The organism is Streptococcus sp. FSL K6-1323 (assembly GCF_038630745.1).
In the GTDB taxonomy this organism is placed as follows: Bacteria; Bacillota; Bacilli; order Lactobacillales; family Streptococcaceae; genus Streptococcus; species Streptococcus salivarius_D.
The window spans coordinates 1,694,227-1,707,009 of the sequence record NZ_CP152039.1 but is presented as its reverse complement, the minus strand read 5'-3'; the positions used below and the strand labels follow the sequence as shown (position 1 = coordinate 1,707,009).

Genomic DNA, 12,783 nt, shown 5'->3' with positions numbered 1-12,783 from the left:
AGCAAGATGAAGTTAGCTGAAAGTCAAAGCAAACTATTTGAAGAGTTTTCACAAATTATCAGGGAAAATCGTTTGAGTCATGCTTATTTGTTTTCGGGTGATTTTGGAAGTCTCGACATGGCTATTTGGCTAGCACAGAGTCGGTTTTGCCTAACTCCTGAGGATGGTCTACCTTGTGGCCACTGTCGTCCCTGTCGCTTGATTGCACAGGGGGACTTTTCTGATGTTAAATTAGTAGAGCCACAAGGACAGATTATTAAGACGGACACGATTCGTCAGTTGACCAGAGAGTTTAGTCAATCAAGTTTTGAGGGGCAGGCTCAGGTTTTTATCATTCGTGATGCAGATAAGATGCACGTCAATGCCGCTAATAGTCTATTAAAGTTTATTGAAGAACCTCAAAGTCAGATTTATATTTTTCTTTTGACAGCTGATGATAGTCGTATGTTACCGACGATTAAAAGCCGAGCTCAACTCTTTTATTTTCCAAAGAATCGGGCTTATCTGGAAGAGTTGTTGCAGAAGGAAGGCTTGTTGTTGACACAAGCCAAAGTGTTGGCGGACTTTGCTAAAGATGATGTTCAGGCTTTAGACTTAGCTAAAGATAATAAGATTCTTGATCTGATTAATACAGTAGAGCGTTTCACACAGTCCCTGCTATCTAATCAGGACCTGCTTTATTTGGACGTTGCAAAACTGGCTGTCCAGTGTAGTGAAAAGTCGGAACAAGAGATGGTCTGGGCTTTTTTAACTTATCAATTGGGGAAGGATATACAAAATCCACAAGCAAGACGATGGCTAGACTTAGTTTATGAGGCACGAAAAATGTGGCTAGCTAATGTCAGCTTTCAAAATGCGATGGAGTATATGGTATTATCATGACAGAAGTCATTGGAATAAAATTTGAAGAAACTGGAGCAGTAGAATACGTTGTTCCTGATAAAAATTACGCCAAAGATGACTTTGTAGTCGTTTTGGAGAAAAAAGATAAGCGCCTAGCCCAGGTTGTCATGGAAAACACAGATTTTCCTGAGGTTAGTTTGCCTGCGGATTTGAATCGGGTTGAAGGATTGGCAGGGGAGAAAGATTTTGCTAGATATGATGAAAATCTTTTGAAAGCTGAAAAGAGTATGGGAGTAGTGGCTGATTTAATTGCTCAAAATCAGCTAGATATGAAGGTGGTTGATATTGTCTTTCCACTAAATAACTCTTATGTGTTAATCAGTTTTGTAGCTGAAAAACGGGTAGATTTTCGTCAGTTGCTCAAAGATCTGGCTTCTTACTTTAAGACACGTATTGAGTTGCGTCAAATTTCAAGTCGTGAGGAATCAAAAATCTATGGTGGCTTAGGACCTTGTGGCCGAGCACTTTGTTGTTCTAGTTTTTTGGGTGAATTCCCACCAGTATCGATTAAGATGGCTAAAAATCAGAGTTTATCTTTGAATTCTGGTAAGATGAATGGGGTCTGTGGTCGACTTATGTGTTGTCTCAGTTATGAAGATGACTTTTACCGAGATAGCAAGGCGAGTTATCCTGACTTGGGTGATGAAATTGAAACCAAGGATGGCACGGGTCAGGTCGTTGCCATTGATGTGATTGCAGGGACCATTAAGGTTTTATTTGAAAAAGGGCGTGCGCCCCTAACTTATGGAGTGGAGGAAGTTCAGCTAAATGGAAAAGCGTGAATTGTATGATAAATTCGAGGAATTATCACAAAATTTGATGTCGATGTTGGCAGAAGTGGAAGCAATTAAGGCGAACTTCTCAGGGATTCTTGATGAAAATACGGCCCTCAAGTTGGAAAATGACAAGTTGCGTGAGCACTTGAGTCAAGTGGTTCAAGAGGAGACAGGAACTAAAATGTCTCATGGTAAGGTGAACCTCGAGGCTATTTACGATGATGGATTCCATATTTGTCCAGATTTCTACGGCCAACGTCGTGACAATAATGAAGCTTGCGGCTTCTGTGCAGAATTGTTGTACGGAGACTAAACATGCAGGTTCAAAAGAGTTTTAAGGGGCAATCTAGTTACGGTACCCTCTATCTGGTTCCTACTCCTATTGGAAATTTGCAGGATATGACTTTTCGTAGTGTGCAAATCCTGAAAGAGGTGGATCTTATTTGTGCGGAGGACACGCGCAATACGGGTCTCTTGCTCAAGCATTTTGAGATTGAAACCAAGCAGTATTCTTTCCATGAGCACAATGCCTATGAGAAAATTCCAGATTTACTGGAGCGCTTGAAATCAGGTCTTTCTTTGGCTCAGGTTTCTGATGCTGGTATGCCTTCCATTTCGGATCCTGGGCATGATTTGGTCAAAGCCGCCATTGCTGAGAATATTCCTGTGGTGGCCTTACCGGGAGCATCAGCTGGTATTACAGCCTTGATTGCTAGTGGTTTAGCACCCCAACCTCATATTTTTTATGGCTTCCTGCCTCGTAAAAAGGGACAGCAGATTGATTTCTTCAAGGAAAAAGTATCTTATCCTGAGACACAGATTTTTTACGAGTCACCATACCGTGTGGCGGATACCCTTGAAAATATGCATGAGGTCTATGGCAATCGTCAAGTAACGCTAGTTCGAGAATTAACCAAGCTTTATGAAGAGTACCAGCGAGGGTCAATTTCAGAAATTTTAGATTATATTGCTAGTAATCCTCTCAAGGGAGAATGTTTACTGATTGTGGCTGGAGCTTCTGAAAATGATAGGGAAGAAAATCTAACATCAGATGTTACGCCAGTAGAGGCTGTTGAAGCTTTAATTGCTTCTGGCATGAAACCTAATCAGGCTATAAAAACCGTTGCTAAAGAGCGAAAAATAAACAGACAAGAGCTTTATAACCTTTTCCATGGGGTTTAAGAGGCTCTTTTTTTGTGGCGACATAAGATGTCAGAAAAGAAAGAATTATCAAAAAATTCCGTAAATACGCTTGTTTATCTCATATTTTTGTGTTACATTATCTGACATAGAATAATTTGTGAATTGGAGTGGTTTCATGGATACAGGTAGCAGTGCCTTTATATTGATTTGTTCAGCCATGGTTTGTTTGATGACACCGGCCTTGGCCTTCTTCTATGGTGGGCTTGGACGTCGTAAGAATGTTATCAATACCATGATGATGTCTGTTCTTCCCTTAGCTATAGCTTCCCTCTTGTGGATTGTTGCTGGCTACTCGCTTTCTTTTGGCGGTCATGGGAATATCTTCGGTAATTTCAGTCACCTTTTTTTAAATGGCGTGTCTGAAACGGCCTCAAGTCGTGGTCTAACCATTCCTGATATGCTGTTTGCTGCTTTTCAGATGATGTTTTCGATTATCTGTGTGGCAATTTTGACGGGTTCAGTGGTAGGAAGGATGCGCTTTACACCTTTAGCTATCTTTGTTGTCTTTTGGTTACTTCTTGTCTACTATCCATTTGCACATATGGTTTGGGACGAAGGGCTCCTTGCTAAATGGGGGACGATTGACTTCGCAGGTGGTGATGTGGTTCATATTACCTCTGGTGTATCGGCCTTGGTTCTGGCAATCGTTGTTGGTAAACGTCGTGATTTTGGCATTTTAGAACACCGTCCTCATAATGTTCCTTTTGTCCTATTGGGAGCGGGTCTCTTATGGTTTGGTTGGTTTGGCTTTAATGCAGGATCAGCCTTGGCTGCTAATGGCTTGGCAGTGCACGCGCTAGTAACCACCCATGTTTCAGCTGCTGCAGCCATGTTTTCATGGTTGGCAATTGAAAAACATGTCACAGGACATCCATCCTTGGTTGGTGGTTCAACCGGTTTGGTGGCAGGACTGGTTGCAATCACACCTGGAGCAGGTTTTGTTTCAATTTGGAGCGCTATTCTAATTGGTCTTATGGTTAGTCCGATTTGTTTCTATGCTATTTCTGTCTTGAAGAAACGTTTTGCCTATGATGATGCTTTGGATGCTTTTGGTTGCCACGGTGTTGGAGGTATCTTTGGTGGTTTGGCTACTGCGATTTTTACGACACCAGATTTAGCCCTAGATAAGGCCAATATTGGCTTGATTTATGGAAAGGCCCATCTCTTTATTGTGACCATTTTGGCTATTATCTTTACAGCTATTTGGTCTGCTCTTGTGACCTATGGTATTATTAAAGTAATTGCTCATTATATGCCTTTGCGTGTTAGTGACCGTGATGAAGCTATTGGTCTTGATGACTGTAAACACAAGGAAACAGCCTATCCAACCTTTATGGGCTTAGATTCGTAGGAGAATACAGATGAAAAAAGTAGAAGCGATTATTCGTTCGGATAAATTGGAAGATTTGAAAAATGCCTTGACTGGTAGTGGCTTGGCTAAGGGGATGACTGTAAGTCAAGTTCTAGGTTATGGTAATCAACGTGGCTTTGCAGAGTTTGTTCGTGGACAGCGCATTGTTCCTACCTTATTAGCTAAGGTTAAGGTTGAAATTGTAGTTAAGGATATGGCGGTTGACGAAGTTGTTGATGCCATTCGGAGCGCCGTGGCGACAGGAGAAGTTGGTGATGGGAAGATTTTTATTGTTCCTATTGATGATGTTATCCGTATTCGTACAGGCGAACGTGATGGAGACGCCATTTAATATAATGAAGGCTTAAACCGGTTGGTTTGGGTCTTTTTTAGTGAATTTTGATATACTTAGAGGAGTTAGTATGATTGAGGGGGTGACCGATTGGCAAAAGGAAAAAAGAAAGGTAAGTCTAAAGCTAGACCTAAGAAAACTAAAAAGAAACAGAAGTCTTTCTTGCTCTTTCCTAAATTTTTCCAAAAGTGGAGTCTGATTTTTATTGGCCTATTTGCCTTATTGGGACTCCTAGCTAGTTTGAATTTTCCAAAGTTGACTATGGAAAAAAACATGACATCTACAGATGAGAGGACGGTTGCTTTTATTGCCGAGATTGGCGAGACGTCCCGCTATTTGGCAGCTAGAAACGATCTTTATGCATCTGTCATGATTGCTCAGGCCATCTTGGAATCCGACTCTGGACAATCTACTTTGAGTCAGAAGCCGTCCTATAACTTCTTTGGGATTAAGGGGGACTACAATGGTCAAAGTGTGACCCTACCGACCTGGGAGGATGATGGTAAGGGCAATCCTTACTATATTGATGCGGCTTTTCGTTCTTATGGTTCTGTGGAAAATTCTTTACAGGACTATGTGGATTTCCTTGAGGGGAGCTACTATGTAGGGGTGCACCGTTCCAATACTAAGAATTATAAGGATGCGACAGCTGCCCTAACAGGGGTCTACGCTACGGACACAACCTACGGAGACAAATTAAACAGCATCATTGAACAATACCAGTTAACCATTTATGACACTTATTAGGGTCGAAGGAGAGTAAAATGAATCAGAACCAAGTGAAACTCATTGCAATAGATATGGACGGAACACTCTTAAATAGCCAAAAAGAGATTCCTGTCGAGAATATTAAGGCTATTCAAGAAGCAGCTGCGGCAGGTATCAAAATTGTCCTTTGTACAGGACGCCCGCGTTCAGGCATTCTTCCGCATTTTGAGAAATTAGGACTGAGTGAAGAAGAGTACATTATCATGAATAATGGCTGTTCAACTTATGAGACAAAAAATTGGAAGTTGCTTCAATATGAAAGTTTATCTCGCTCTGAGATGGAAGAACTCTTGCAGGCTTGCGAAGACTTTCCAGAGGTGGCTCTAACCTTGACTGGTGAGAAGACTTACTATGTTGTGGGCGATGAAGTGCCTGAGCTAGTAGCTTATGATGCTGGTACTGTTTTCACAGAAGCGAAGGCTAGAAGTTTGGAAGAAATCTTTGCGGAAGGGCAAGTGATTTTCCAAGCCATGTATATGGCTGATACTGAACCTTTGGACGCCTTCCAAAACGCTGTGCAAGACAGACTTGATCAAAGCTATAGCACAGTTCGTAGTCAAGACTATATCTTTGAAATCATGCCACAAGGGGCAACAAAGGCTAGCGGGCTTAAACATTTAGCAGAAAAGCTTGACATTAACCCAGATCAAATCATGGCTCTGGGCGATGCTGCCAATGACCTTGAAATGCTTCAATTCGTCGGTCAAAGCGTTGCCATGGGTAATGCGAGTGACGACATTAAGGCTTTGTGTAAGTATGTGACTTTGACAAATGACGAGGCAGGTGTGGCACACGCCATTCGTACTTGGGCTCTATAAGAAAAAGACCTTTAGCTTTATTGTTTGCTAAAGGTTTTTCGATTTCTGATAATGGCAATGAGAGTAGTAAGTGTGATAGTGACATCAGTGATGGCAGCTGGGTAAGCCTGAATGGTCAAATCGTAAATTAGCCAAAGTAACATATTTTCAATAATGACCCAGCGAAGCCACTGAAGGTTTGGTGTGGCAGCAATAGCTAGGCTATAGGAAACTGAAGAGATGATAGGTAAATAACCAATAATCCCAAGTTGATTGAGATAGGTTCCGACGATGATTTGAATAATGATGAGGATGGTCAAGATAGTCTTGGTCATCTTCTTTTTGACCATCAGGCTATTACGTATGATGGAAATACTAATGGTTAAAGCACCGGTATAGCCTCCGAGAAGCAGGTTGGCAATAGCAGTAAAAATATAGTCGGTAATTTGCCAGACGAGCATGTTATTTTTTGATTTTGCAAAAGAGGATATGGCGACACATAGGGCACCTATGGCTGAGAATACTTGTGCTAGAAGATAGAATGTCATGGTATAACTTTCAATTTTTTGTCTCTATTATATCACAAGGATTCAAGATATTTTCATCTCTATTTTAGGATTTACAAGGCTAACATGTTAGCGTTTACATTAGAAAATGATATAATAAAAGTGTAGAAGATATTCTTCCCTTAAAAGTAGAGAGAACCTGATGTTTCCTTATAATATAGGCCCTATCTTTACTTTTTATGAAAGACTAGAAATGAGGAAATGATTATGAAAAACAAATTTTCCCAAGCAATCGTGCTTTCAATGGTTACCCTTTCCTCAATGGCTTTTCTGACGGCCTGTTCCAGCCATAAGGAATCGAGTTCAGCAGATAAGACGCCTAAGAGTAGCCAGGTGACCTCATCAAGTAGAGTTAAATCATCCAATAAAGATAGTGGTAAGACCAGCAAGCCTAGTGCTAAAGTCAAGGAGTCTTCTGGTTCAAATACTGAATCTTCAAGTGCACCAAGTAGTAAAAAGTCTTCTGCACCAAGTTCAAGCAGTAGTCAGACTCAGTCATCATCTTCAAATAGTTCATCAGTTCCCTCAAGCAGTCAGTCACAGGCTCCTAAATCTTCAAACGAGAGTCAGTCTTCAGCCAGTCAATCCCAAGCGCCAAAGAGCTCAAGTGATAGTCAAGCTTCAAGTAGTCAATCTAGCAGCCAAGCTCAAGCTAAAACGGATATGCAAGTGACCACTGTAGATATGGATGTGAGTGCGGTAGCGCGTGGTCAGTTTGATAGTATTGCCGGAACTTGGAAGTCTAGTGATGGCAGTCGTTTGGTCTTTGACAACACTAGCCTAGTAGGAGATATAACTGCACAAGGCCAAGCGACAGTTCATAATTATGTACACCCGAAAGATGATTATCAAGAGGGCTCAGGTAAGTATGATGCTACCCTCTCAAGAGATAGGGGGGACACCTCTGGTATCGTTGGAGATATTAGCTTTGTCTCTAAAAAAGCAGCTATTTCTGGTCCAAGCTACGAACAAGATACCATTCAAGTAACCAGTACTGGAGGAACAAAGGTCTACTTAAAAGAATCAGATAATATGACGCTACCTAAAGACGTGACAGTTACTGACAATCAACTTCCAATTGATGGTGGCATAGCAGAATCTGGCAGCTACAAGCTTACCAAACGTACGGCTGTCAAAAATACTCCTAGTGATAAGGCTCCAGTTGAATTTTACTTAGAAGCAGGTGATCAGATTAACTTTGATATGAAGGTTATTCAAGATGGTCATAGTTGGATTTCTTACATCAGCTATAGTGGTGTTAGCCGTTATGTTCAAGTGGATTAATTGAGATATCTAGAAAGGTCAGATTTTCTTCTGATCTTTCTATTATTTTGGGGAAAGGTCTTGTTAATTCCTTAATAAATAGATACAATAGAAAGGTCGGTTTTACCGAAAAATTTTAAATAATGAGGACAAAAATGTGTCAGTAAATTGGCAAGATATTGCGTTTTCTTTCCTCGGTGGTTTGGGGCTTTTCCTCTTTAGTATCAAGTACATGGGAGATGGTCTTCAACAAGCAGCCGGAGATAAGTTGCGTTTTTACATCGATAAGTATACCAGCAACCCGTTTTTAGGGGTTTTGATTGGTATTGTCATGACGGCCTTGATTCAGTCGAGTTCAGGGGTTACCGTTATTGTCGTCGGTCTGGTTTCGGCAGGACTTTTGAGTCTTCGTCAGGCTATTGGTATTGTCATGGGGGCAAATATCGGTACAACGGTAACTTCCTTCATGATTGGTTTCAAGCTTGGTGACTATGCCCTTCCAGTGATTTTCCTGGGGGCTGCGCTTCTCTTCTTTACAAGCAATAAGAAGCTCAATAACCTAGGTCGTATCTTGTTTGGTGTAGGGGGAATTTTCTTTGCCCTTAACCTTATGGGAGATGCGGTAGAACCTTTGAAGTCAGTTACAGCCTTTAAGGACTACTTGGCAACCTTGGGTGATCGCCCAGTCATGGGGGTTATCATCGGTGCTGGCTTGACCATGTTGATTCAATCGTCAGCAGCGACCATCGGTATTCTTCAGAGTCTCTATTCAGGTGGTTTGCTTGACCTGCAAGGTGCCCTTCCAATCCTCTTTGGGGATAATATCGGAACAACTATTACAGCGGTTCTAGCTGCTCTTGGTTCGAACATTGCAGCTAAACGTGTGGCAGGGGCTCACGTACTGTTCAACGTCATCGGGACGGTCTTGTGTTTGATTCTCTTGGTACCATTCACAGCCTTGATTCAATGGTTTAAGTCTGTGCTTGGTTTGACACCTGAGATGACTATCGCCTTTGCTCACGGTACTTTTAACATCGCAAATACTATTGTTCAATTCCCATTCATCGGACTCTTGGCTTACCTTGTGACTAAGATTATTCCTGGTGAAGATGAGATTAACAAGTACGAAGCACTTTACTTGGACCGTTTGCTTATCACACAAGCACCAGCTATCGCCCTTGGTAATGCTAAGAAAGAATTGGTGCACTTGGCATCGTACGCCATCCAGTCTTTGGAAGCTTCCTATGCTTTCTTTGCTAAGGGAGATGAAAAATACTTCGATAAGGTTGAGAAGTATGAAACAGCAGTTAATAGTATTGACGAAGAGTTAACAACTTATTTGATTGACATCTCTAACGAATCTCTAAGCGTTTCTGAAAATGAAGTGTTGGCAAGTGTGCTTGACTCTGTTCGTGACTTGGAGCGTATTGGTGACCTTGCAGTTGCAAGTGCAAACCTTTCACAACACATTCATAATAAGGGAATTGAATTTTCTGATACTGCCAAGGCTGAGCTTGCGGATGTTTACAACCGTACTCACCGTATCGCCCTTGATAGTATTCGTGTTGTTGTAGATGACGATAAGGTACTTGCAGGTCAAGTCATCCTTCGCCATGAAGAGTTGGAAAAACTTGAAAAACAATTGCGTAAAATACATACCAAACGTCTTAACAATGGTGAGTGTACTGCGCAAGCCGGTATCAACTATGTTGATTATCTCTCACATTACACACGTATCGCAGACCATGCGATTAACCTTGTTGAAAAGGTTACAGAAGGTGTGATTTAATAGAGAAAGTCGAGAAAATTTCTCGGCTTTTTTGTTATAATGAAAGCGTATTAAAAACATAGAAAATTGATGAGAGGTGGTCTTATGACCTATTATATTTCAGCCAAACGTTTTTATTTTGAACATAAAATCAAGGAAGGTGGCTACCTAGCGGTTGAGGATAGCCGTTTTGGTGACTGGACGGAAAATGTACCAGAAGGTGCAGAGGTGCTAGATTACAGTGATTATCAGATTTCTCCGGGTCTTGTAGATACTCACATTCATGGATTTGCGGGTTATGATGTCATGGATAATTCTGAGGAAAGTCTTTTAGGCATGAGTCAAGCCTTGCTTTCAGCAGGTGTGACCTCCTTCTTACCGACAGCTTTAACAGCGCCATTTGAAGAGTTGAAGGCTATTTGCCAAACAACAGCTAATACGGTTGGTAAGGAGACTGGTGCCAAAATTCAAGGGCTCTTCTTTGAAGGCCCTTATTTCACTGAAACCTACAAGGGAGCTCAAAATCCTAAGTATATGGGCAATCCAAGTGTGGAACAATTGAAGGAATGGCAGGAGGCGGCTCAAGGAAAACTGATTAAATTGGCTCTTGCCCCTGAACGTGAGGGAGTAGCTGAATTTATCCAAGAAGCAACCAAGCAAGGTGTGACAATCGCTCTAGGTCATTCCAATGCCACATATGAAGAAGCCATGGCAGCAGTGGAAGCTGGGGCGTCTGTTTGGGTTCATGTCTACAACGGGATGCGTGGCTTTACCCATCGTGAACCTGGTATGGTTGGGGCAGCCTTCGATAGTCCTGAAACTATTGGTGAACTGATTGCAGATGGTCATCACGTGGTCCCTGCAGCTTGTAAGGTTCTTATCAAGCAAAAGACACCTCAAGGAGTTGCCCTAATTACAGACTGTATGTCAGCGGGAGGCTGTCCGGACGGCGACTATATGTTAGGCGAGCTTCCTGTTATTGTTGAAAATGGTACCGCCCGCCTCAAAGAAGGTGGTAATCTAGCTGGATCTATCTTACAACTTAAAGACGGCGTCAAACATGTGGTTGATTGGGGACTTGTGACAGTTGCTCAAGCTTTACAAATGGCCACTAGTGTTCCAGCTAAATCGGTTGGGCTTGAAAATACTTGCGGAAGCCTAAAAGCAGGTTTACCAGCTGATTTTATTGTATTAGATGACTCCTTGGAATTACAAGCAACCTTTGTTGATGGACGAAAAGGTTGGGAAAAATAAGAGTATGAGTAGCACTTTCTTATGAAGGTGCTGTTTTTTATTGATTTTTACAAAGGTGTTAGAGTAGTGTAAAATAGAAATACTTTGTATTTTACAGGAGGTAATATGTCAAAACGTATTTGGAGCATTGCCCTGGCCTATGTCGGTGTAATGATTGGTGCAGGGGTATCTTCAGGACAGGACCTCTTACAGTATTTTGTTAGTTTTGGAGCCTGGGGACTGATAGGTGTCATAGTTCTAGGAGTTTTGCATGTTGGCTTTGGGCGACTCATGATTGCTCTGGGAAGTTATTACCGCTCAGACGATCACTCAGTAGTCCTGGCAGAAATCAGTCACCCTGTTATCTACCGTATTTTGGATATCGCTTTGATTATCACTTGTTTCCTGTTTGGCTTTGTTATGACAGCGGGGGCAGGGGCTAACCTAAACCAACAGTTCGGCTTTCCGATTTGGGTAGGTGCCTTCCTGTGTACAGCTCTGACAATCTTTGTGAGTTTCCTAGATTTCAAAAAAATCATTGGTGTTATTGGAATTTTTACCCCTATGATTTTGGTTATGATTGCCATGATATTCGTGACCAATGTTTTAGGGCGTCACTGGGATTTTGCCGAGATGGATAAGGTGTCGCAAACCATTCAATCTCCCTTTCCAAGTGTTTGGCTGTCTGTGGTTAATTATTTTGCCGTTTGTGTCATGTCAGCCATAGCCATGGCCTTTGTCATGGGTGGCTCTATTCTCAAAATCAATGAAGCCGAAAAGAGTGGAGCCTGGGGAGGATTTATGGTTGGTGTGATTTTCTTTGTCACAACATTGATCCTCTTTGCTAACAGTGATAAAATTGCTAGCTCGGATGTTCCTATGTTGGCTATTGCTAAGGAAGTGAATCCTATCTTTGCGACACTTTACGCCTTGGTGATCTTTGGTTTGATTTTTAATACCGTCTTTAGTCTCTACTATGCCCTTGGGAAACGCTTCTCAGCAGGTAGTGAGAAACGCTTCAAGTTCTTTGTGGCCGCATTTGCCCTTGCTGGTTTTGCTATTTCCTTCATGGGCTTCCGTCAACTGGTAGCGGTTATGTATCCTATTATCGGTTATCTGGGAATGCTGATGTTGGTAGTGCTAGTTGTTGCTAGCTACCGCAAAAAAGCTAAGATTCGTAAGGAAAAGGAAATTCGAAATCATCTTTTGTCTATCGTTGAGAAAGCTTATGATCCCAATCAAGACTTGACCCATCGGGACAAGAAAAAGGCCGAAGAACTTCGAGAAGCCTCAATTCTTGATAATGATATTCTCCATGAAGACTCCCATGCGCATGTTCGTCAGGAAATGGGGATTAGTAAGAAGGATTAGAATTTTATTTTACAAGTTTCTCTATTTCTGCTATAATACTGACAAGAAAGAAGGGCTTATGGCGTTTTTCTAGCGAGCTTGGGACAGTGGAAGCCAAGTAGAGCAAAGTAGGCAAGTGGCGCTTTCTCTCAGCAAATGGCTGAAGACAAACAGATAAAATGAAGTAATAAATTAGGGTGGAACCGCGTTTCTGACGCCCCTAGGTCAAACGACTTAGGAGCAGAGACACGGTTCTTTTTGTATCCTGAGTCACAAGAAACTTTATGAATAAGGAGTAAAACATGTCTAAAAAACTAACCTTCCACTGCGTCAGTGGCAGAGACCTCCTTACAGTCGGACTGCCCCACGCTCAGCACTAGGGTGCCTGAGCTAGACGCAGTACTAACTCGTCCTGCCTCGTATAATCGACGAGGCAGACTCGTGTCGCAAGAA

General features: G+C 41.9%; 13 protein-coding genes. 12 read left to right on the top strand and 1 reads right to left on the bottom strand.

Translation table 11 applies throughout. The annotated features are described in order from the left end of the window. Nucleotides 1-6 precede the first annotated feature (6 nt). The 8 genes from NST80_RS07880 to NST80_RS07845 all read left to right on the top strand — a co-directional run bounded on the left by NST80_RS07880 (nt 7) and on the right by NST80_RS07845 (nt 6,171). On the top strand, nt 7-882 hold the full coding sequence (locus tag NST80_RS07880) for a DNA polymerase III subunit delta' (protein ID WP_014634014.1): 876 nt from the start codon (nt 7-9) through the stop codon (nt 880-882). Beyond that, nucleotides 879-1,685: a regulatory iron-sulfur-containing complex subunit RicT gene (gene ricT / locus NST80_RS07875; RefSeq protein WP_049529414.1), complete on the top strand. Its 807-nt coding sequence runs from the start codon at nt 879-881 to the stop codon at nt 1,683-1,685. Before NST80_RS07880 ends, ricT begins: the two co-directional genes overlap by 4 nt. Beyond that, nucleotides 1,672-1,992: a DNA replication initiation control protein YabA gene (yabA, locus tag NST80_RS07870; RefSeq protein WP_002887582.1), complete on the top strand. Its 321-nt coding sequence runs from the start codon at nt 1,672-1,674 to the stop codon at nt 1,990-1,992. The genes ricT and yabA overlap by 14 nt, the downstream gene beginning before the upstream one ends. 2 nt (nt 1,993-1,994) lie before the next feature. Further along, on the top strand, nt 1,995-2,861 hold the full coding sequence (gene rsmI, locus NST80_RS07865; RefSeq protein WP_183138261.1) for a 16S rRNA (cytidine(1402)-2'-O)-methyltransferase: 867 nt from the start codon (nt 1,995-1,997) through the stop codon (nt 2,859-2,861). A gap of 136 nt (nt 2,862-2,997) precedes the next feature. After that, nucleotides 2,998-4,233 (top strand): ammonium transporter, encoded by a 1,236-nt coding sequence (locus NST80_RS07860; RefSeq protein ID WP_193757582.1) that lies wholly within the window; start codon nt 2,998-3,000, stop codon nt 4,231-4,233. A 10-nt stretch (nt 4,234-4,243) separates the two neighbouring features. After that, on the top strand, nt 4,244-4,585 hold the full coding sequence (locus NST80_RS07855; protein WP_183138260.1) for a P-II family nitrogen regulator: 342 nt from the start codon (nt 4,244-4,246) through the stop codon (nt 4,583-4,585). A gap of 90 nt (nt 4,586-4,675) precedes the next feature. Continuing rightward, nucleotides 4,676-5,332, top strand: coding sequence for a glucosaminidase domain-containing protein (locus tag NST80_RS07850; RefSeq protein WP_004183048.1), 657 nt, complete (start codon nt 4,676-4,678; stop codon nt 5,330-5,332). 17 nt (nt 5,333-5,349) lie between these two features. Continuing rightward, a complete protein-coding gene (locus NST80_RS07845) occupies nt 5,350-6,171 on the top strand; it encodes a Cof-type HAD-IIB family hydrolase (protein WP_342504593.1) in 822 nt (273 codons plus the stop codon). 17 nt (nt 6,172-6,188) lie between these two features. Here the strand turns inward: NST80_RS07845 and NST80_RS07840 are convergent, their stop codons facing one another. Next, on the bottom strand, nt 6,189-6,698 hold the full coding sequence (locus NST80_RS07840; RefSeq protein ID WP_060971870.1) for a YgjV family protein: 510 nt from the start codon (nt 6,696-6,698) through the stop codon (nt 6,189-6,191). A gap of 225 nt (nt 6,699-6,923) precedes the next feature. Between NST80_RS07840 and NST80_RS07835 the strand changes: the two genes are divergently transcribed. The 4 genes from NST80_RS07835 (at nt 6,924) to NST80_RS07820 (ending at nt 12,351) form a co-directional block, all read left to right on the top strand. Beyond that, nucleotides 6,924-8,000, top strand: coding sequence for an SH3 domain-containing protein (locus NST80_RS07835; RefSeq protein WP_342504592.1), 1,077 nt, complete (start codon nt 6,924-6,926; stop codon nt 7,998-8,000). Nucleotides 8,001-8,136: 136 nt separating this feature from the next. After that, the gene (locus NST80_RS07830) at nt 8,137-9,768 is read left to right on the top strand and encodes a Na/Pi cotransporter family protein (RefSeq protein WP_002890237.1); all 1,632 of its coding nucleotides are present in this window, start codon (nt 8,137-8,139) and stop codon (nt 9,766-9,768) included. Nucleotides 9,769-9,852: 84 nt separating this feature from the next. Beyond that, complete coding sequence (gene nagA, locus NST80_RS07825) at nt 9,853-11,001, top strand: N-acetylglucosamine-6-phosphate deacetylase (RefSeq protein WP_048790603.1); 1,149 nt, start codon at nt 9,853-9,855, stop codon at nt 10,999-11,001. A 105-nt stretch (nt 11,002-11,106) separates the two neighbouring features. Further along, nucleotides 11,107-12,351, top strand: coding sequence for a membrane protein (locus NST80_RS07820; protein ID WP_037601981.1), 1,245 nt, complete (start codon nt 11,107-11,109; stop codon nt 12,349-12,351). Nucleotides 12,352-12,783: the final 432 nt, after the last annotated feature.